Genomic DNA, 17,830 nt, shown 5'->3' on the forward strand with positions numbered 1-17,830 from the left:
TTAACGCTCCTTCAACTTGACGCGGGCGTTGAACCAATTGCCGGCGGCGGCGATGATCAGGCTAAGGGCGAGGTAGAAGACCCCCATCAGCAGCATCCCCTCCAGCTCTCGGCCGGTTTGGTTGATGGTGATGCCGCCCAGCGTGGCACGTACATCCATGTAGCCCACCGCAATCGCCAACGAGGAGTTCTTGGTCAGGTTCAAATATTGCGAGATCATCGGCGGTACGATCACGCGCATGGCCTGCGGCAAGATCACCAGCGACATTGACCGCGAGGCGGGCATCCCCAGCGCGGCGGCAGCCTCGGACTGGCCCTTGGGCACGGCTACGATACCGCTACGGACAACCTCGGCAATGAATGCGCCGGTATAGAGCGAGAGCGCCAGCCACAGCGCCACCAGCGAGTTGCGCACGTTGAAGCCGCCGGTAAAGTTGAAGCCGCCCAGTGCGGGCACGTCCAAGGTGATCGACGGGGTAAAGGCGGGTGTGCCAAAAACGCCCGTCAGCATGTGCCACAGCGCGGGGCTGATATAGATAGCCCAGAGCAACGCCGTCAGCGCCCCCAGCGCGGTGGCGGTGGCCGATGCGCGTTGCGAGGGGACATATTGCAACGCTGGCCGCACAAAGCGGCGCACATAGATGAAAATGGCGGCAATAATCGCCAACTGCACGACGAACAGCAGGGTAAAGACGATACCACCCTGCAGCAGGTAGACAAGGCCGGTCAGGCCAAGAACGACGCCCGCGGCCTGCCACAGCGGCAGGGGCGGCTTGCCTGTAGCCGCCTGTTCGCGCAGCGACTTGCGCCGCAGCCACGCCGCAACGCCCACAGCCACCACAAATGCGGCAGCAATCAGCCATGCGCCATGGGTGAAAACGGGGCTGGGCACATAGATGCCACGGTTGGTGATGGCCATCGTGCCCCACAGTATCATGTTGGCATCGCCATTGGCGAAGGCACGCGGTGCGGGGGCGGATTCGGACACAAGGGCGAAGATCAGCAAGATCCACAGCAGCAGCGGGACATTGCGGAAGCCCTCGATGTACACAGTCATCAGGCGCGCGATGAGCCAGTTTTTCGACAAGCGCAGAACGCCTGCGATAACGCCGATCACCGTCGCCAGCACGCAGCCCATGGCCGCCACCAGCAAGGTGTTCAGAATGCCGACAAGCGCGGCACGCCCATGCGTCGAGGTACTGTCATAGGGGATCAGCCGTTGGTTGATATCATAGTTCGACCGCTGTCCCAGAAAGTCGAAGCTAAAGGTCTTTCCCAGATTTTTAAGGTTTTCGGCGGTATTCCCGATCAGCCACCACAGCCCCAGCGCAAAAAGCACCAGCGCGACGACCTGAATCGTGATCGAGCGGTAGCGGGTATCCGAAAGTAACTGCCCCAGCCGGAATGGCTCTTTCGGCGGTTGCGTCGAAAGCGACATGCAAAACTCCCTGTCGTGCGCGGCGTGTTCTGCTGTCTCGCATGCCTGCGCAGGCCCTGATCCGGTTCGGCCGGATCAGTCAAAGAACGAAAAGGCGCGCCCCGTGCAAGGGGCGCGCCTGATCACTTTAGCGGAAGGGCGGTGCGTATTGCAGGCCGCCTTCGGTCCACTGCGCATTCAGACCGCGTTCCAGCCCGATGGGGGTGTCGACGCCCAGATATTTTGCGAAGATCTCGCCATAGTTGCCTTCGGCGGCGATAGCACGCTTGGCCCATTCGGCATCCAGACCCAGCTGTGCGCCCAGATTGCCTTCAACGCCCAGAATGCGGTTCACTTCGGGGTTGTCGGTGCCAGCCGAGAGTTCTTCAATATTGGCCGAAGTGATGCCGAATTCTTCGGCGGCGACCAAGGCGAAGAACGACCAACGCACGATGTCTGCCCAGTCGCTATCGCCATGGCGCACCAAGGGGCCCAGCGGCTCTTTCGAGATGATCTCGGGCAGGATGATGTGGTCCTGCGGGTTTTCAAACGTCGCACGCGTCGCGGCCAGGCCCGACGAGTCGGTGGTGTAGGCGTCGCATGTGCCTGCCAGATATTGCTGCTGGCCTTCGGCGTTGGTTTCGATCGGCACAGGTTCGTAGCTGATGCCGTTCGAGCGGAAGAAGTCGGCGAGGTTCAGTTCGGTCGTGGTGCCGGTCTGGATGCAGACCGTCGCACCGTCGAGTTCCTTGGCCGAGGTCACGCCGAGCGCGGTCGGCACGATAAAGCCCTGGCCGTCATAATAGTTCACGCCGACAAAATCGAACTTCAGCTCGACATCGCGCTGGAAGGTCCATGTGGTGACGCGCGACAGCATGTCGATTTCGCCCGAGGCCAGTGCGGTAAAGCGCGTGGCACCGGTGGTCGGCACGAAGTTGACCTTCATCGGGTCGCCCAGAACGGCAGCGGCAACAGCGCGGCAGACGGCGACGTCGAACCCTTCCCAAACGCCATCGGCATTGGGTGCTGCAAAGCCAGCAAGGCCGGTATTGGTGCCGCAGTTGAGGACGTCACGTGCCTTCACATCGTCCAGTGTCGCGGCTTGCGCCATGCCGGCTCCCAGTGCCAGCGCACCCATCGCACAAAATACGAGTGGTTTCTTCATCGTCAATCTCTCCCTGTTCCGCCGGCCTTATTTTGGCCGATGTTTGGCCTGCTGCCATGCGCAGCAGACGGTGGCGATGCCGCCGCAGGGGCCCAAGTCGGGGGGATCCCACGGCTTGCCAGTCAGCTTGGCCGCAAAGCCGTTCGACCGTCAAGCATCACGAGACAGGAAAAAGTGGAATGGATCAGGCCTTATTTGACCGATATGTCGAAAATTTTTGCACTTGCAGGCCACTGCCTACAGGCTAACCGCATAAAGTTGGGCGGCGCTTAAAAATGAGGCATGTTTTGTCCGCGTCATTTCGGCGGCCTCTTCATCCTCGCCCCACTGGGCGATTTGCCAGGCCTCGTCCAAACGCGACAGGTCCCATGCGGACTGTGCGGGTAGGTGCCCCTCGGCCACGGCAAGGCCAAGAACCAACGAACCCGAGAGGCCAACAAGGTCGTGCAACGCCGCCAGTTGGATATCGCTGCGCGTGGCGACAGCGGCGTGCAGCTTGGCCAATGCTGCGGGGTTTTGCGCAATCGGCATGATGCCGTTCTGCACAAACAAACGCGCATCGAACGTGCGCGCCGCCCAATCGAGCAGCGGGTCCCACGCGGCGGCTTGGTGGGCGATCAGATCCTCGGGGGCGTCGGCACGGTAGCTGAGCAGATCGGTGCCGGCGTATTGCGCGATTTCGGCGATCACCTCGGGGCGCTTGTGGGCGATGTGGTCGATCGCGACGTTCACCGCGCGGGTATGGGGCATGGTGTGCGGGCGCAGATGCTCGCCCTGCGCGCGCCATTCGGCGGCGACGGATTCGGCCATAGCCTCGGTCGGGGTCAGCAGATGCACCTTGGCCGGGGTGCGCACGCTGCGCCCATCCAGCAGAACGGCCCATTGGCCGCTATCGTGGCGCTGGGTGGTGACATCTGTCCAAAAGCGTTTGGGGGCCCAATCTGCCATGGGTTACTCCATCATCCTGTCGATTGTAGGGGCGAGGGCATCAAACCCGGCGATGTGGTGGTCAGCAACCAGCGTTTCGGGCGCGTGATAGCCCCAGCCGACGGCAATACGGCGGACGTTGGCGGCGGCGGCCATATCCATGTCGTAGCTGGTATCGCCCACCATGACAGCGCGGGGCGCGGCGATACCTGTCTCGGCCAGCGCCGCCAGCACCATCGAGGGGTGCGGCTTGGAGGGGTGATCGTCGGCAACCTGTGTGCTTCGGAACAGGCCGCGCAGATCGTGCTGATCCAGCATCCCCTCAAGCCCGCGGCGTGATTTGCCTGTGGCGATGGCCAGCACCGTATCGGGGGTATTGGCCAAGGCCAACACCGCGTCGCGCGCCCCGGGGAAAAGCGGGGAATCCTGCCCCCTGAGGCGCAGGTCGCGAAAGCCATCCTTATACGCCTCGACCAAGGCCGCGCGTATTTCAGGCGTGGCATCGGGCGCGAGGCGCAGCATGGTTTCAGGCAACGACAGGCCGACCATGCGCAGCACATCGGCGCGCGCGGGGGCGGGTAGCCCCATCCCCGTGAACGCACCGATAGCGCTGGCGACGATATTATTCTGGCTGTCGACCAGCGTGCCGTCGACGTCGAAAATTACCAGACGCATGCGTTACTCGGGCATGTTGAACGGATCGAGCGGGGCGTGGTTCACATTCCAGCCCACATAATCCCACGTCGTTTGCATATGCGCCGGCAAGGGGGCCTGCAGCGTCAGCACGGCCTTGGTGATCGGGTGTTCGATGATCAGGGTGCGTGCGTGCAGGTGCAGTTTATTCTGCACGCCGCCACCGATACCTGCGCCCCAGCCGTCGCCTGCGTTTTCAGCGGCCGAGCCACCGTATTTGCCATCGCCGATGATCGGGTGGCCGATTTCGGCCATATGCGCGCGCAGCTGGTGCGTCCGGCCGGTGATCGGCACCAGCGCCATCCACGCCATGCGCTGACCGGCCTGATCTTGCACAGCATAGTCGGTATGGGCGCGCTTGGCCCCTTCGGTCGTGGCGACGGCGGCGGGGTGGACGCAGTGCATCTTTTCGTCCCCGCGGCGGCCCATCTTGACCAGACCGTATTTCACCGAACCCGCCCAAGGGCTGGGCACACCTGCGACGGCGGCCCAATAGATCTTGCGCACGTTGCGGTGGCGCAGCGCCTCGGACAGGGCGCGGGCGACGCGGTCGGTGCGGGCCAGCAGCAGCAGGCCGGACGTGTCTTTGTCCAGACGGTGGACCAGCTTGGGGCGGTCTTTATAGCCGAACATCAGCGCCTCGGTCAGGCCGTCGACGTGACGATCGCCAAGGCCCGAGCCGCCTTGCGAGGGCAGCCCCGGCGGCTTGTTCAGGACGATAATGTGTTCGTCTTTCCACAGCACCGCCGCTTGGATCATCTCGGCGTCCGAGCGGGACACTTTCGTGCGCACGGCCATGGGCGCGGGCTGCTCGACCTCGGCCCCCAAAGGAGGGATACGGATTTTCTGGCCGTCTTCCAGACGAGCATTCGATTTCACGCGGCCACCGTCCACGCGCAGTTCACCCTTGCGGCACATCTTTTCGATCTGGCCTTGGGTCAGGTTGGGAAAGCGCTTGCGCAGCCAGCGGTCCAGACGCTGTTCGCCCTCGCCCGCCTCGACCGTAATAGTTTGCACGCCACTCATATCATCGTCCTCGCAATCATCGCGCCGGCACATACGGCCAGCAGGGACAGACCCACCGATCCGCCCATATATACCAAGGCCCCCAGAGGACGGCCCGCCTCGATCAGGCGCAAGCTATCCAGCGAGAAGGCCGAAAAAGTGGTGAACCCGCCCAGCACGCCCGTCATCAGGAAGGGGCCGATCACCCCGCTGCGGGGCAACACAACCCACAGCACCCCCATCAGTGCCGAGCCCAGCACGTTCACGATTAGTGTTCCGATTGGGGCTGCGACAAATGTAATGGCCAAAGCCCGCAGAACCGAGCCTATCGCCCCGCCTGCCGCAATCAGAAACATAGAATTCAGCATCCGCACGCCCTGCCTGTCAGCCGCCGCAATGTCAATCGTCACCGGTGCGTGCCTGTCGTTTGGCGCGTAATCCGGCAAAGAAATCGACCCGTTTTTTCAAATCCCGCTCAAACCCGCGATCGACGGGCAGGTAATAGACGCCCCGCTTCATCCCGTCGGGGAAGTAGTTCTGGCCGGAAAAGGCATCCTCGGCGTCGTGGTCATAGGCGTAGCCCTCGCCATAGCCCTGTTCGCGCATCAGGCGCGTTGGGGCGTTCAGGATATGCTTGGGCGGCGCAGCCGAGCCACTTTGACGGGCGGCATCCTTGGCCGCTTTGTAGGCCACATAACCCGCGTTCGATTTGGGCGCGAGGGCGAGATAAACCAGCGCCTGCGACAGCGCGAGCTCGCCCTCGGGGCTGCCGAGGCGTTCGTAGGTTTCCCAGGCATGCAGGCAGATGGTTTGGGCCTGTGGGTCGGCCAGCCCGATATCCTCGACCGCCATGCGCAGGATGCGGCGCGCCAGATAGCGTGGGTCTTCGCCCCCCAGCAGCATGCGGTTATACCAATACAGCGCCGCATCGGGGTCGCTGCCACGCACCGATTTATGCAGGGCCGAGATTAGGTTGTAGTGTTCATCCCCCGATTTATCGTAACGTACGGCACGCTTCATCAGGCGGCGGGTCAGATCGTCAGTCGTCAGAGCCTGCGTGACACGCCACGCCATGACCTGTTCGATCAGGTTCAGCAGCGCGCGGCCATCGCCGTCGGCCATATCCAGCAGCGCATCGCGGGCCGGGCCATCGAGCGGCATTCTGCGGCCCAGCTCTTGCTCGGCCCGTTGGGCAAGGCGTTCCAGATCGGCCAGCGTCAGGCGGTTCAACACCAGCACCTGCGCGCGCGACAGTAGCGCGGCATTTAATTCGAACGAGGGGTTTTCGGTGGTCGCCCCGACAAGGATGATGGTGCCGTCTTCCATATGCGGCAGGAAGCTATCCTGCTGCGCTTTGTTGAAGCGGTGGATTTCGTCGACGAACAGCAGCGTGCCCTGCCCGTTGGCGCGGCGCAGGCGTGCCCCCTCGAACACCTTTTTCAAGTCGGGAACGCCGGTGAAAATGGCGCTGATCTGCACGAAGGCCAGCGATGTCTGGTCGGCCAGCAGCCGCGCGATCGTAGTTTTGCCCACACCGGGCGGGCCCCACAGCACCAGCGACGACAGCGATCCCGACGCCAGCATAATCCCCAGCGGGGCATCCGGCCCCAACACCTGTTCCTGCCCGATCACATCGCCCAACGCGCGCGGGCGCAACCGGTCGGCCAGCGGACGCGGGCCAGCGGGCTTGTCGGGGGTCGCATGCGGGGTGTCGAACAGATCTGCCATAGCGCATATGTAAGCATTCAGCCGCCCGTTTGCCAGCGTGGCAGAACGGGCGGCTACGGCCGCTATAATCACGGCCGTGATGTGCGATTAGTGCAGGTTCGGGGCGAAATTGATCCACACCGCTTGATAGTCAATACCGCCCATATCCATGTTGCGGCCCGCAGCCTCCATCTCCAATCCGCAGCGCGCGGCCCAGCGGCCCCAGTTTGACGGCAGCAACGCAAGCATCTGGTGGATGTTTTCCTCGCGCGCGGTTTGCATCATCTGGCGCACCAAATGCACCCGCGTGCTACGCCGCAGATTTGCGGGAATATCGTTGGAGACGAACCCCCGGCTTACCTCCCACACGCCCGACGTGACGGGCGCGGGGGTATGCAGCAGGTCGGCGGGGATCGTCTCGAGAAGGCCGCGCTGTGCATCGCGGATCATATAGCTGTAGATCCCGCATTGCGCCGTTGTCGGCGTAAGACGCACGCCCGCCAAAACGCGGCCAGCGTCGTCGTGAACGGCCACCCAGCGCGAGGCGGGGGTGTCGTATTGGTCGAACTCCATACCCATCGCCTCGGGCAGGTCCCATTGGCGGCGAATAATGAACGATTCGCGCCTTGCGCGCAAAACGTTCACGAAAAGCTCGCCATGGTTGTGCAGGTTGGCGAAAGAAAGGGTCGTACTTTGCATAGTTTTTCTCGCTGTGAGGATGTGTGGGAAGCCCCACCCACACCGTCACAGGAGAAGGTTCAAAGCAGTCTGTAGTCCCTTGCTCGTTGAATGGCCTCGGCCGTAGTGCGGGCCAGTAATGCGGTCCGCGCGGCAGTCAGCCTCGCTTTTAATGCGCTTTCAGAAATATTCAGACGGGCCGCGGCGGCTGCGTGACGATCCCCCTCGGCGATGCAGCGTAGGGCCTCGATCTGCGCTTCGGTCAAAGACCGCGGGGGTTCAGTAAATTCGTGTAACCGGCTGATAAGGTCGGAAAACTGAGAGATCTCGTCATCGGTAAACTCACGATCACCGCGCGTTGCCGAGGCAATCGTGCGCGATTTCATCGGCCCGCAGGAAACGCAAAGCCCGTAAAGCATACCAAAGTCCCGTGCCTGCCCCAGAATATTGAACGGGTCGGGAAGGTCGATTTCACTCCAACGCGCGAGACCGATGGTACTGAAACCCCATGCGATGATCGGGTCGCGCAATGCGTAGGCCTCCTCTGTGTAACGTTCTGTCCAGCCCCTTGGAAAGGATTGATAATGCAGCATCGGCATCCCGAACCGGATGTGGAGCGCATAGAATATCCCACCCGGAGAAAGCGCCTCGAGTTTGGCGATGTACTGATCAATACCTATTCTGAGGGACATATCTTTTTAGACAGGTTACAGGGCCTGCCGTCAACACGGGCTGCGAGACGACCAATGAAACAACTGTCCAGCGCGGATCAACCAAGGTCAATCGGAATCCGGTTGCTGCTTAAATTAAAGGGCCAAACAGGGTCATTTCTAGCCGCGAACGGGAAAAGAAAAGCCCCGCCGCGCTAAAAGCGGGCGGGGCCAAAAATACGGCGATGCGTGGAAATTACGCTTCGACGATATCTTCTGCTTCCAGACGGGCACGGTCTGCAGCGCCCTTGGCCGAAACGTCGCGGTCGACGAATTCGATGATCGCCATCGGGGCCATGTCACCGTAACGGAAACCAGCCTTCAGCACGCGGACGTAACCGCCGCTGCGATCCTTGTAGCGCGGGCCCAAGATTTCGAACAGCTTGGCAACGTGCATGTCTTGCTTCAGGCGCGACTGTGCTTGACGGCGGGCGTGCAGGTCGCCGCGCTTGCCCAGCGTCACCAGCTTGTCGATGATGCGCTTCAATTCCTTGGCTTTGGGCAGAGTGGTCTTGATCTGCTCATGCTCGATCAACGAGCCAGCCATGTTTGCAAACAGAGCCTTGCGGTGCTCGTGCGTGCGGTTCAGCTTACGATAGCCACTACCGTGGTTCATGATGTTAACTCCTAAATTTTACTTTGTCCGGTGCCGGTCATGGCCGACACACTCCTTGGGGCTTCGGGCCCTAGTAAACGCGGGGCAGTTGCCCGCCCCGCGAATGGCTTAGAACTGGTCTTCGTACTTCTTGGCCAGGTCTTCGATGTTTTCCGGCGGCCATTCCTCGACATCCATGCCGAGGTGCAGGCCCATGCCCGAAAGCACTTCCTTGATCTCGTTCAGCGACTTGCGGCCGAAGTTCGGGGTGCGGAGCATCTCGGCTTCGGTTTTCTGGATCAGGTCGCCGATGTAGACGATGTTATCGTTCTTCAGGCAGTTTGCCGAACGGACCGACAGTTCCAGCTCGTCCACTTTCTTCAGCAGAAGCGGGTTGAACTCGAGCCCGTCGTCAGCCGCGCCGCCCGAAGCCGATTCCGGCTCGTCGAAGTTCACGAAGATCGACAGTTGGTCTTGCAGGATACGCGCGGCGTAAGCCACAGCGTCTTCCGGCGTCAGACCACCGTTGGTTTCGATTTTCATGGTCAGTTTGTCGTAGTCTAGCACCTGACCTTCGCGGGTCGGCTGCACTTCGTACGACACCTTCTTGACCGGCGAATAAAGGGCGTCGATGGCGATCAGGCCGATCGGCGCGTCTTCAGGCTTGTTACGGTCAGCTGCAACATAGCCTTTGCCGGTGTTGACGGTCAGTTCCATGTAAAGCGATGCGCCATCATCCAAGTGGCAGATCACATGATCCTTGTTCAGGACTTCGATACCGTTCGATTCGCTGATGTCGCCAGCGGTGACGATGGTCGGGCCTTTGGCCTGAATCGACACACGACGCGGGCCTTCGACATCCATGCGGATGGCGACGCCTTTCAGGTTCAGAATGATGTCGGTCACATCCTCGCGCACGCCGGCGATCGAGGAGAATTCATGCAGGACGTTGTCGATCTGCACGGCCGTAATCGCGGCCCCTTGCAGCGACGACAGCAGGATGCGGCGCAGCGCATTGCCCAGTGTCAGACCGAAGCCACGCTCCAGCGGCTCGGCAACGATGGTCGCCTGACGGGCCGCATCGGCACCGGGGCGTACATCGAGTTGGGTCGGCTTGATAAGCTCGGACCAATTCCTGTGGATCATGTGTCCCTCCATTCCTGTCCGTCCCCATGTCCAGTTGGACGGACGCCCGAGGTTGCAATGACGAAGGCAGGGCCGCCCCGAAAACGGAGTGACCCTGCCAGCAGGCGAGTAGAATTAGACGCGACGGCGCTTCGGCGGGCGGCAGCCGTTGTGCGCGATCGGCGTCACATCACGGATCGACGTAATGTTGAAGCCAACAGCAGCCAAAGCACGCAGAGCCGATTCGCGGCCCGAACCGGGGCCTTGGACTTCGACTTCCAGCGTCTTCACACCATGTTCCTGAGCCTTACGGCCAGCATCTTCAGCAGCCATTTGCGCGGCATAAGGCGTCGACTTACGCGAGCCTTTGAAGCCCATAGTGCCAGCCGACGACCACGAGATCGCATTGCCTTGCACGTCCGAGATCAGGATCTTGGTGTTGTTGAACGACGAGTTCACATGCGCCACGCCAGCGGCGATGTTCTTGGAGACCTTCTTCTTGCCCCCACGGCGGGTATCACGAGCCATGTCGGAGTCTCCTTACTTCTTCTTGCCGGCGATGGCCTTTGCGGGGCCTTTGCGGGTACGTGCGTTGGTGTGCGTGCGCTGGCCGCGAACCGGCAGGTTACGGCGGTGACGCAGGCCACGGTAGGCGCCCAGGTCCATCAAACGCTTGATGTTCATGGTCACTTCACGGCGCAGGTCGCCTTCGACGGTCAGGTTGGCGTCGATGTATTCGCGGATCGCCAGAACTTCGGCGTCCGACAGTTCGTTCACGCGGCGGGTCAGGTCGATGCCGACAGCGGCACAGATCTGCTCGGCCGTCGCAGGGCCGATACCGGTGATGTAAGTCAGAGCGATGGGAACCCGCTTTGCAGTCGGGATGTTAACGCCGGCAATACGTGCCACGTTGCTTCCTTTCGTTGCGATTCCGTCGTACCGGAACCTTTTTTCACAACAGCACCCCCACAAGGGTGCCACTTCTTAGGTAGTCAGCCGCATGCACCGGAGTGCATGGGCGATTCTTGTCCGCAGTGCGGGATGGGGTTCCTTACGGGGGAACGCCGCTGGCGTCAACCCCACCCCGTCACTTAGCGTCAGGCCCTGGGCTTTCCATCAAGAAAGCCGGCGATCTGCGCGGCAACTTCGTCGATTTCGGCCAAACCGTTCACCATGCGCAGCTTGTGTGCATAGTAATAGTAGCCCACCAAAGGCGACGTCTGCTTGTAATACGCCATCAGGCGCGTCTTCAGCGATTCGGCGTTGTCATCGGCGCGACGGGTGAACGTCGTGCCGCCACAAACGGTGCACTTGCCATCAGCCGGGATCGGCTTCGTGACATCGTGGTAAACCTCGCCGCACGTGGCGCAGGTCGAACGGCCCGAAACGCGGGCGACGAGGATTTCGTCGTCGACCTGCATTTCGACCACGTGGTCGATATCCTGCCCCAGATCCGCCATCAGCTTACCCAAGGCATCGGCCTGCCGCAGCGTGCGCGGGAAGCCGTCGAAAATATAGCCGCCGGTGGCGCCGCCTGTTTCCAGACGCTCGCGGATCAGGCCGATCACGATCTCGTCCGTGACCAAGTGGCCCTTATCCATCACCTCGGCGACACGCTTGCCCATCTCGGTGCCCGAGCTGCGAGCTTCGCGCAGCATGTCACCGGTCGACAATTGAACCATACCGCGCGTTTCAACCAGAATCCGTGCCTGAGTGCCCTTACCAGCACCCGGTGGCCCAAGAAGGATAATGTTCATCGACGCGAAGGTCCTTTTGCCTTTGACTTAGTCGTTGCGGACTTGCGGCCGCGCAGTTGCGACTTTTGAATCAGCCCTTCGTATTGATGGGCCAACAGATGCGATTGGACTTGCTGGATCGTGTCCATCCCGACTGAAACGATAATCAGGATCGACGTGCCGCCGATATAGGCGTTGATTCCCAGCTCGAACCGGAGCAGATCGGGCAGCAGCACGACCAGCGCCAGATAGCCAGCACCCAATACCAGCACGCGGTTCACGACATAGTCGAGGTAATCGACCGTGCGCTTGCCCGGGCGGATACCCGGGATGAAGCCGTTCTGGTTCTTCAGGTTTTCAGCGACATCTTCGGTCTTGAACGCCACTTCCTTGGTGTAGAAGTAGGTAAAGAAGACGATCAGCAGGACCGACAGCAGAAGATACAGCGGCTGGCCTTGGCCAAAGTAGGCCAGAATCCAGCTCATGACCGGGCCGGTTGCCGCACTGGTCGAGAAGGTCGCCAGCGTGGTCGGCAGCAGCAGCAGCGTCGAGGCGAAGATCGCAGGAATAACGCCCGCGGGGTTCACCTTGATCGGAAGGTGCGACGAGCCGCCGTCGTAGATCTTCATCCCCACCTGACGGCGCGGATACTGGATATGGATCTTGCGCAGGCTACGTTCCATGAACACGACGAAGGTCAGTGTCGCCAGAACCACCAGAATGATCAGTAAAATCGCACCCGTGCTGATGGCACCCGTGCGGCCCTGCAACAGGAACTGCGCCATAGCGGCGGGAATTTCGGCGATGATCCCGATAAAGATGATCAGCGAGATACCGTTGCCGATGCCGCGTGCGGTGATCTGCTCGCCCAGCCACATCAGGAACATGGTGCCACCGACCAGCGTCACGATCGCATTGAAGCGGAACGCAAGGCCCGGATCGCTGACCATGTTGCCGGCCTCGAGGCTGGCAGCGATGCCGAAGCCCTGCACAAGCGCCAACGCCAGCGTGCCGTAACGGGTATATTGGTTGATTTTGCGGCGGCCTTGCTCGCCTTCTTTCTTCAGCTGCTTCAGCGGCTCCCACAGGGATGCCAGAAGCTGCACGATAATCGAAGCCGAGATATAGGGCATGATGCCCAAGGCGAAGATACCCATGCGCGCAAGGGCACCGCCGGTGAACATGGACAGCATCCCGCCGATACCGGCAGCCGCCCCTTCCATGAAGTTTTGCAGTGCCAGATCGTCGATACCGGGCACGGGGATATAGGTCCCCAAGCGGTAGACGATCAGCAGCATGATGGTAAAGAAAATGCGCTGGCGCAGCTCGGTTGCCCGGCCAAGGGCCGACCAGCTGAGGTTTGCCGCCATTTGCTCTGCTGCAGATGCCATGCGAGGCGCTCTCTCTGTCATGAAAGCGCCGCCACCCGGGCTGTCCAGGCAGCGGCGCAAAAAAGGATGATCAGACGTTAGGCGCGACTTGCACGCCTGACAACCGATTATTCGGCGGCAGCTTGCGCAACCTTCAGCGAACCGCCAACCTTTTCAACCGCTTCTACAGCACCTTGCGAGGCGCCGGTCACGGTGAAGTTAGCTTTGGCAGTCAGTTCGCCCTTGGCCAGAATACGGATGCCGTCCAGCTTGCGACGGACCAGACCCGAAGCAACCAGAGCGTCTTCGGTGATCTCGGCCGAGATATCCAGCTTGCCGAGGTCGATGAACTTCTGGATCAGGCCCAAGTTGATAACCGCGTAGTGCTTGGCGTTCGGCTTGGTGAAGCCACGCTTGGGCAGACGGCGGTAGATCGGCATTTGGCCGCCTTCGAAGCCGTTGATTGCAACGCCCGAACGCGAGCTTTGGCCCTTGATACCACGGCCACCGGTTTTACCCTTGCCCGAACCCGGACCACGGCCAACGCGCTTACGGCGCTTGGTTGCACCTTCGTTATCGTGCAGTTCATGCAGTTTCATGTCGCTACTCCTTAAAACCGGAATCGCCCCCCCAGCGACGGAGCGGGCGAACACGGCAAAAAATGATGGGCAGGAATTACCCTGCCCTACGGAAAAGGCCAACCCCGAAAAAACGGGATTGGCCTATTTGATTAGCCGCGCTCTTCGATGATTTCGACGAGGTGCGGGATCGAGTTCACCATGCCGCGCACCGAGGGGGTATCCTCGAGCTCGCGGGTGCGGTGCATCTTGTTCAGGCCGAGGCCCTTCAGCGTCGCTTCTTGCTTAGCCGGACGGCGAGCAGGCGAGCGAACTTGCTTTACAACGATGGTCTTCGCCATTGTGTCAGGTCCTTACGCTTCGACCGTTTCGGCGGCTTCGCCGGTACGGTGCAGGATGTCTGCCACTTTCTTGCCACGACGCTGGGCAACCGCACGGGGCGACTGCTCGGCCTTCAGGGCGTTCATGGTGGCGCGGATCATGTTGTAAGGGTTCTGCGAGCCCAGGGACTTCGAAACGACGTCCTGAACACCCAGCATCTCGAACACAGCGCGCATCGGACCACCCGCGATGATCCCGGTACCGGGAACAGCGGTGCGCATCACGATACGACCGGCGCCGTGGCGCCCTTCGATGTCGTGGTGCAGCGTGCGGCCTTCGCGCAGCTGAACGCGGATCATGCTGCGTTTAGCTTGCTCGGTTGCCTTACGGATCGCTTCGGGCACTTCTTTCGCTTTACCCTTGCCAAACCCTACGCGGCCCTTTTGGTCGCCAACGACCACCAGGGCTGCAAAGCCCATGCGGCGGCCGCCCTTGACGGTCTTGGACACGCGGTTGATCGCCACGAGACGATCGGCGAATTCCGGGGCAGCTTCCTCGCGGTCGCGACGGTCCCGGCGGTTTTCACGTTCTGCCATATCTCGTCTCCTCAGATCTTCAGGCCGGCTTCACGCGCGGCATCTGCCAAGGCCTTGATCTTCCCGTGGTAGACGAAACCACCGCGGTCGAAATAGGCTTCGGTCACACCTGCAGCTTTGGCACGCTCGGCGATAGTAGCGCCGATCTTGCTTGCAGCTTCGATGTTGTTCTTGCCGACGTAGCCCAGGTCCTTCTCGAGCGTCGAAGCCGAGGCGATTGTCACGCCGGCTACGTCGTCGATCAGCTGGACGCTGATGTTCTTGAGCGAACGGTGTACCGACAGGCGAAGACGCCCGGCGTTGACCGCCCGCAGTTTGTTCCGAACGCGCATACGGCGCTTCAGGAACAGTTCCCGCTTGCTGTTTGCCATTATCGCGTTCCTTACTTCTTCTTCCCTTCCTTACGGAAGATGAATTCGCCCTTGTACTTGATACCCTTGCCTTTGTACGGCTCGGGCGCTTTCCATTCGCGAATGTTTGCCGCCACTTGACCGACGCGTTGTGCGTCAATGCCCTCGATGACGATTTCAGTCTGCTTGGGCGAGGTCACGGTGACGTCATTCGGAATTTCGAAGTTGACGTCGTGCGAGTAACCCAGCGACAGCTTGAGGACGTTGCCTTGGAGGTTGGCGCGGTAACCCACACCGGTGATCTCCAGTTCCTTGCGGAAACCCTTGGTCACGCCAGTGATCAGGTTTTCCACCATGGAACGCGACATGCCCCATTGCTGACGCGCGCGCTTGGACAGGCCGCGGGGTGTGACGGTGACAGCACCGTCTTCCACAGCCAGCGTTACGTCGTCAGTCGCCTTGAAGTTCAAAGTGCCCTTCGGGCCTTTGATTTCAATCGACTGGCCCGAAACGGTCGCGGTGACGCCGGCGGGAATTGCCACAGGCTTCTTACCAATACGAGACATTCCAGGACCCCCTTAGAATACGGTGCACAGCACTTCGCCGCCAACGTTGGCAGCACGTGCATGTGCATCGGACATGACGCCCTTGGGAGTGGAGACGATCGACACGCCCAGGCCCTGACGGACGGACGGCAGATCTTTCACACCCATGTACACGCGACGACCCGGCTTGGACACGCGCTTGATTTCGCGGATCACGGGGGTGCCTTCGTAGTACTTCAGGCCGATTTCAAAGGTGGGTTGATTGTTCGCGTCAACACCCGATTCGTAGCCACGGATGTAGCCTTCGTCGAGCAGGACATCGAGAACCCAAGCGCGCAGCTTCGAAGCGGGCGTGACAACCGTCGAGCGGCCACGGGCTTGCGAGTTGCGGATGCGGGTCAGCATATCGCCGATAGGATCGTTCATTGATCGCCCTCCTTACCAGCTGGACTTGACCATGCCGGGGATCTCGCCGTTCGAGCCAAGCTCGCGCAGCATGATCCGGCTGATCTTCAGCTTACGGTAGTAGGCGTGGGGACGCCCGGTGAGTTGGCAACGGTTGTGCAGACGGGTTGCCGACGAGTTACGCGGCAGCTCGGCCAGCTTCAACGAAGCCTTGAAACGCTCTTCAACGGAAGCGTTCTTGTCGTTCGCAGCGGCCTTCAGCGCAGCGCGCTTTTCGGCATACTGAGCGACGAGCTTTTCGCGCTTCAGTTCGCGTTCGACCATGGATTTCTTAGCCATAAATCTCTCTCCTGCCGCGATCAGCTGTTGAAGGGCATGTTGAAGTGCTTCAACAGCGCCTTTGCTTCCGCGTCATTCGCCGCGGTCGTGCAGATCACGATGTCCATACCCCAGTTCTCATCGATTTTGTCGAAGTTGATCTCGGGGAACACGATGTGCTCTTTCAGACCGGTGGCGTAGTTGCCACGACCATCGAAGCTTTTACCCGAAACGCCGCGGAAGTCGCGGATACGGGGCATTGCAACGGTGATCAGACGATCAAGGAACTCATACATGCGGTCACCACGCAGGGTAACCTTGGCGCCCAGGGGCATCTCTTCACGGACGCGGAAGCCGGCGATCGACTTCTTGGCCTTGGTGATGACGGCCTTTTGACCAGCGATGGTCGAAAGGTCTTCCTGAGCCGATTTGGCTTTTTTGCTATCACGAACAGCTTCTGCACCGCAGCCGATGTTCAGAACGATTTTATCCAGACGCGGGATCTGCATGTCGTTCTTGTAGCCGAATTCTTCCTTCAGCGCAGCGCGGATGCGTGCGATGTAGTCAGCCTTCAGACGCGGGGTATAGGTAGCGTTATCCAACATTAGATAGCCTCCCCGGTGGTTTTGGCGAAGCGAACCTTCTTGCCGTCTTCGATACGGAAGCCGACGCGGGTTGCTTTGCCGTTGGCATCAACGATCGCCAGGTTCGACAGGTCCAGCGGCATAGCCTTGGGCTGACGACCACCTTGGTTGGTCTGGCTTTGTTTGACGTGGCGGATGGCGACGTTCACGCCTTCGACGACGGCGCGGCCGGCTTGGGGATCGACGCTGGCGATTTCGCCGGTCTTGCCCTTATCCTTGCCCGTCAGAACGACGACCTTGTCACCTTTACGCAGTTTGGCAGCCATTACAGCACCTCCGGCGCAAGCGAGATGATTTTCATGAAGTTCTTTGCGCGCAGCTCGCGCACGACCGGCCCGAAAATACGGGTGCCGACGGGCTCCATGTTGTTGTTGAGGATGACAGCCGCGTTGCGGTCAAAGCGGATGGCAGTGCCATCCTCGCGGCGGACTTCCTTGGCGGTGCGAACGACGACGGCCTTGCGGACATCACCTTTCTTAACGCGGCCACGCGGAATAGCTTCCTTGACGGAAACGACAATAATGTCGCCCACGGAAGCATACCGGCGGTGCGAACCGCCCAGAACCTTGATGCACTGAACTCGGCGAGCGCCGGAGTTATCAGCAACATCCAGGTTGGTCTGCATCTGGATCATGTGGTTTCTCCCGACCTTACGGGGGCCTTGCAGTCAGGCCTTATCCCGGGGTTTCGATTAATAGGTCGCAAACGCCAGCATTAGCCGACGACAACTTCCCAGCGCTTAGTCTTCGACTTCGGCGCACATTCCTGAATACGAACGCTGTCACCAACCTTGAAGGTGTTGGCTTCATCGTGCGCACGGTACTTTTTCGACTTACGAACGGTCTTCTGAAGCAGCGGGTGCTTGAAGCGACGTTCGACCAGAACGGTCACAGTTTGCTCGTTCTTGTCCGAGGTGACGACACCCTGAAGAATACGCTTAGGCATT

General features: G+C 60.7%; 26 protein-coding genes. All 26 read right to left on the reverse strand.

All coding sequences use genetic code 11. The annotated features are described in order from the left end of the window. Positions 1 to 1,437 carry an amino acid ABC transporter permease gene (locus BVG79_RS10810; protein WP_085786903.1) on the reverse strand — a complete coding sequence of 479 codons (1,437 nt, stop codon included), beginning with the start codon at positions 1,435 to 1,437 and terminating at the stop codon, positions 1 to 3. Between the two features lie 127 nt (positions 1,438 to 1,564). Next, positions 1,565 to 2,581: an amino acid ABC transporter substrate-binding protein gene (locus BVG79_RS10815; protein ID WP_085786904.1), complete on the reverse strand. Its 1,017-nt coding sequence runs from the start codon at positions 2,579 to 2,581 to the stop codon at positions 1,565 to 1,567. Between the two features lie 237 nt (positions 2,582 to 2,818). Continuing rightward, a complete protein-coding gene (locus tag BVG79_RS10820) occupies positions 2,819 to 3,529 on the reverse strand; it encodes an ATP12 family chaperone protein (RefSeq protein WP_085786905.1) in 711 nt (236 codons plus the stop codon). Between the two features lie 3 nt (positions 3,530 to 3,532). Next, positions 3,533 to 4,183 (reverse strand): HAD-IA family hydrolase, encoded by a 651-nt coding sequence (locus BVG79_RS10825; RefSeq protein ID WP_085786906.1) that lies wholly within the window; start codon positions 4,181 to 4,183, stop codon positions 3,533 to 3,535. Between the two features lie 3 nt (positions 4,184 to 4,186). Next, entirely contained in the window at positions 4,187 to 5,227 is a 1,041-nt protein-coding gene (locus BVG79_RS10830) for an RluA family pseudouridine synthase (RefSeq protein ID WP_085786907.1), read from the reverse strand. Further along, a complete protein-coding gene (locus tag BVG79_RS10835; RefSeq protein WP_085787371.1) occupies positions 5,224 to 5,574 on the reverse strand; it encodes a fluoride efflux transporter FluC in 351 nt (116 codons plus the stop codon). Before BVG79_RS10835 ends, BVG79_RS10830 begins: the two co-directional genes overlap by 4 nt. 31 nt (positions 5,575 to 5,605) lie before the next feature. Further along, positions 5,606 to 6,934, reverse strand: coding sequence for a replication-associated recombination protein A (locus tag BVG79_RS10840; RefSeq protein WP_085786908.1), 1,329 nt, complete (start codon positions 6,932 to 6,934; stop codon positions 5,606 to 5,608). 87 nt (positions 6,935 to 7,021) lie between these two features. Then, a complete protein-coding gene (locus BVG79_RS10845) occupies positions 7,022 to 7,612 on the reverse strand; it encodes an acyl-homoserine-lactone synthase (RefSeq protein ID WP_085786909.1) in 591 nt (196 codons plus the stop codon). Between the two features lie 59 nt (positions 7,613 to 7,671). Then, positions 7,672 to 8,283, reverse strand: coding sequence for an autoinducer binding domain-containing protein (locus BVG79_RS10850; protein WP_085786910.1), 612 nt, complete (start codon positions 8,281 to 8,283; stop codon positions 7,672 to 7,674). Between the two features lie 214 nt (positions 8,284 to 8,497). After that, positions 8,498 to 8,917: a 50S ribosomal protein L17 gene (gene rplQ / locus BVG79_RS10855; RefSeq protein WP_085786911.1), complete on the reverse strand. Its 420-nt coding sequence runs from the start codon at positions 8,915 to 8,917 to the stop codon at positions 8,498 to 8,500. A 108-nt stretch (positions 8,918 to 9,025) separates the two neighbouring features. After that, positions 9,026 to 10,042 (reverse strand): DNA-directed RNA polymerase subunit alpha, encoded by a 1,017-nt coding sequence (locus tag BVG79_RS10860; RefSeq protein ID WP_085786912.1) that lies wholly within the window; start codon positions 10,040 to 10,042, stop codon positions 9,026 to 9,028. A gap of 114 nt (positions 10,043 to 10,156) precedes the next feature. Further along, positions 10,157 to 10,549: a 30S ribosomal protein S11 gene (gene rpsK / locus BVG79_RS10865; protein WP_085786913.1), complete on the reverse strand. Its 393-nt coding sequence runs from the start codon at positions 10,547 to 10,549 to the stop codon at positions 10,157 to 10,159. 12 nt (positions 10,550 to 10,561) lie between these two features. Then, positions 10,562 to 10,930: a 30S ribosomal protein S13 gene (gene rpsM, locus BVG79_RS10870; protein WP_085786914.1), complete on the reverse strand. Its 369-nt coding sequence runs from the start codon at positions 10,928 to 10,930 to the stop codon at positions 10,562 to 10,564. Positions 10,931 to 11,118: 188 nt separating this feature from the next. After that, positions 11,119 to 11,778: an adenylate kinase gene (locus tag BVG79_RS10875; RefSeq protein WP_085786915.1), complete on the reverse strand. Its 660-nt coding sequence runs from the start codon at positions 11,776 to 11,778 to the stop codon at positions 11,119 to 11,121. After that, the gene (secY, locus tag BVG79_RS10880) at positions 11,775 to 13,127 is read right to left on the reverse strand and encodes a preprotein translocase subunit SecY (protein ID WP_085787372.1); all 1,353 of its coding nucleotides are present in this window, start codon (positions 13,125 to 13,127) and stop codon (positions 11,775 to 11,777) included. Before secY ends, BVG79_RS10875 begins: the two co-directional genes overlap by 4 nt. A 128-nt stretch (positions 13,128 to 13,255) precedes the next feature. Further along, positions 13,256 to 13,726 (reverse strand): 50S ribosomal protein L15, encoded by a 471-nt coding sequence (gene rplO / locus BVG79_RS10885; protein ID WP_085786916.1) that lies wholly within the window; start codon positions 13,724 to 13,726, stop codon positions 13,256 to 13,258. Between the two features lie 131 nt (positions 13,727 to 13,857). Then, positions 13,858 to 14,046, reverse strand: a complete 189-nt coding sequence (gene rpmD, locus BVG79_RS10890) for a 50S ribosomal protein L30 (RefSeq protein ID WP_085786917.1) — start codon at positions 14,044 to 14,046, stop codon at positions 13,858 to 13,860. A 12-nt stretch (positions 14,047 to 14,058) separates the two neighbouring features. Next, positions 14,059 to 14,622, reverse strand: coding sequence for a 30S ribosomal protein S5 (gene rpsE, locus BVG79_RS10895; protein WP_085786918.1), 564 nt, complete (start codon positions 14,620 to 14,622; stop codon positions 14,059 to 14,061). A gap of 11 nt (positions 14,623 to 14,633) precedes the next feature. After that, the gene (gene rplR, locus BVG79_RS10900; protein ID WP_085786919.1) at positions 14,634 to 14,993 is read right to left on the reverse strand and encodes a 50S ribosomal protein L18; all 360 of its coding nucleotides are present in this window, start codon (positions 14,991 to 14,993) and stop codon (positions 14,634 to 14,636) included. 11 nt (positions 14,994 to 15,004) lie between these two features. Further along, positions 15,005 to 15,538 carry a 50S ribosomal protein L6 gene (gene rplF / locus BVG79_RS10905; protein ID WP_085786920.1) on the reverse strand — a complete coding sequence of 178 codons (534 nt, stop codon included), beginning with the start codon at positions 15,536 to 15,538 and terminating at the stop codon, positions 15,005 to 15,007. Between the two features lie 12 nt (positions 15,539 to 15,550). Further along, on the reverse strand, positions 15,551 to 15,943 hold the full coding sequence (rpsH, locus tag BVG79_RS10910) for a 30S ribosomal protein S8 (RefSeq protein ID WP_085786921.1): 393 nt from the start codon (positions 15,941 to 15,943) through the stop codon (positions 15,551 to 15,553). Between the two features lie 12 nt (positions 15,944 to 15,955). Beyond that, positions 15,956 to 16,261 (reverse strand): 30S ribosomal protein S14, encoded by a 306-nt coding sequence (gene rpsN / locus BVG79_RS10915; RefSeq protein WP_085786922.1) that lies wholly within the window; start codon positions 16,259 to 16,261, stop codon positions 15,956 to 15,958. Between the two features lie 20 nt (positions 16,262 to 16,281). After that, on the reverse strand, positions 16,282 to 16,845 hold the full coding sequence (gene rplE / locus BVG79_RS10920; RefSeq protein WP_085786923.1) for a 50S ribosomal protein L5: 564 nt from the start codon (positions 16,843 to 16,845) through the stop codon (positions 16,282 to 16,284). Beyond that, positions 16,845 to 17,150 carry a 50S ribosomal protein L24 gene (gene rplX, locus BVG79_RS10925; protein ID WP_085786924.1) on the reverse strand — a complete coding sequence of 102 codons (306 nt, stop codon included), beginning with the start codon at positions 17,148 to 17,150 and terminating at the stop codon, positions 16,845 to 16,847. The genes rplE and rplX overlap by 1 nt, the downstream gene beginning before the upstream one ends. Beyond that, on the reverse strand, positions 17,150 to 17,518 hold the full coding sequence (rplN, locus tag BVG79_RS10930) for a 50S ribosomal protein L14 (protein WP_014538009.1): 369 nt from the start codon (positions 17,516 to 17,518) through the stop codon (positions 17,150 to 17,152). Before rplN ends, rplX begins: the two co-directional genes overlap by 1 nt. 80 nt (positions 17,519 to 17,598) lie before the next feature. Continuing rightward, positions 17,599 to 17,829: a 30S ribosomal protein S17 gene (rpsQ, locus tag BVG79_RS10935; RefSeq protein WP_085786925.1), complete on the reverse strand. Its 231-nt coding sequence runs from the start codon at positions 17,827 to 17,829 to the stop codon at positions 17,599 to 17,601. Position 17,830: the final 1 nt, after the last annotated feature.

Source organism: Ketogulonicigenium robustum, from assembly GCF_002117445.1.
Classification (GTDB): Bacteria; Pseudomonadota; Alphaproteobacteria; order Rhodobacterales; family Rhodobacteraceae; genus Ketogulonicigenium; species Ketogulonicigenium robustum.

Coding starts and splice junctions, on each gene's coding strand:
- BVG79_RS10810 (WP_085786903.1), bottom strand. CDS start 1,437: ATGTCGCTTTCGACGCAACCGCCGAAAGAGCCATTCCGGCTGGGGCAG.
- BVG79_RS10815 (WP_085786904.1), bottom strand. CDS start 2,581: ATGAAGAAACCACTCGTATTTTGTGCGATGGGTGCGCTGGCACTGGGA.
- BVG79_RS10820 (WP_085786905.1), bottom strand. CDS start 3,529: ATGGCAGATTGGGCCCCCAAACGCTTTTGGACAGATGTCACCACCCAG.
- BVG79_RS10825 (WP_085786906.1), bottom strand. CDS start 4,183: ATGCGTCTGGTAATTTTCGACGTCGACGGCACGCTGGTCGACAGCCAG.
- BVG79_RS10830 (WP_085786907.1), bottom strand. CDS start 5,227: ATGAGTGGCGTGCAAACTATTACGGTCGAGGCGGGCGAGGGCGAACAG.
- BVG79_RS10835 (WP_085787371.1), bottom strand. CDS start 5,574: ATGCTGAATTCTATGTTTCTGATTGCGGCAGGCGGGGCGATAGGCTCG.
- BVG79_RS10840 (WP_085786908.1), bottom strand. CDS start 6,934: ATGGCAGATCTGTTCGACACCCCGCATGCGACCCCCGACAAGCCCGCT.
- BVG79_RS10845 (WP_085786909.1), bottom strand. CDS start 7,612: ATGCAAAGTACGACCCTTTCTTTCGCCAACCTGCACAACCATGGCGAG.
- BVG79_RS10850 (WP_085786910.1), bottom strand. CDS start 8,283: ATGTCCCTCAGAATAGGTATTGATCAGTACATCGCCAAACTCGAGGCG.
- rplQ (WP_085786911.1), bottom strand. CDS start 8,917: ATGAACCACGGTAGTGGCTATCGTAAGCTGAACCGCACGCACGAGCAC.
- BVG79_RS10860 (WP_085786912.1), bottom strand. CDS start 10,042: ATGATCCACAGGAATTGGTCCGAGCTTATCAAGCCGACCCAACTCGAT.
- rpsK (WP_085786913.1), bottom strand. CDS start 10,549: ATGGCTCGTGATACCCGCCGTGGGGGCAAGAAGAAGGTCTCCAAGAAC.
- BVG79_RS10875 (WP_085786915.1), bottom strand. CDS start 11,778: ATGAACATTATCCTTCTTGGGCCACCGGGTGCTGGTAAGGGCACTCAG.
- secY (WP_085787372.1), bottom strand. CDS start 13,127: ATGGCGGCAAACCTCAGCTGGTCGGCCCTTGGCCGGGCAACCGAGCTG.
- rplO (WP_085786916.1), bottom strand. CDS start 13,726: ATGAAACTGCATGAACTGCACGATAACGAAGGTGCAACCAAGCGCCGT.
- rpmD (WP_085786917.1), bottom strand. CDS start 14,046: ATGGCGAAGACCATCGTTGTAAAGCAAGTTCGCTCGCCTGCTCGCCGT.
- rpsE (WP_085786918.1), bottom strand. CDS start 14,622: ATGGCAGAACGTGAAAACCGCCGGGACCGTCGCGACCGCGAGGAAGCT.
- rplR (WP_085786919.1), bottom strand. CDS start 14,993: ATGGCAAACAGCAAGCGGGAACTGTTCCTGAAGCGCCGTATGCGCGTT.
- rplF (WP_085786920.1), bottom strand. CDS start 15,538: ATGTCTCGTATTGGTAAGAAGCCTGTGGCAATTCCCGCCGGCGTCACC.
- rpsH (WP_085786921.1), bottom strand. CDS start 15,943: ATGAACGATCCTATCGGCGATATGCTGACCCGCATCCGCAACTCGCAA.
- rpsN (WP_085786922.1), bottom strand. CDS start 16,261: ATGGCTAAGAAATCCATGGTCGAACGCGAACTGAAGCGCGAAAAGCTC.
- rplE (WP_085786923.1), bottom strand. CDS start 16,845: ATGTTGGATAACGCTACCTATACCCCGCGTCTGAAGGCTGACTACATC.
- rplX (WP_085786924.1), bottom strand. CDS start 17,150: ATGGCTGCCAAACTGCGTAAAGGTGACAAGGTCGTCGTTCTGACGGGC.
- rplN (WP_014538009.1), bottom strand. CDS start 17,518: ATGATCCAGATGCAGACCAACCTGGATGTTGCTGATAACTCCGGCGCT.
- rpsQ (WP_085786925.1), bottom strand. CDS start 17,829: ATGCCTAAGCGTATTCTTCAGGGTGTCGTCACCTCGGACAAGAACGAG.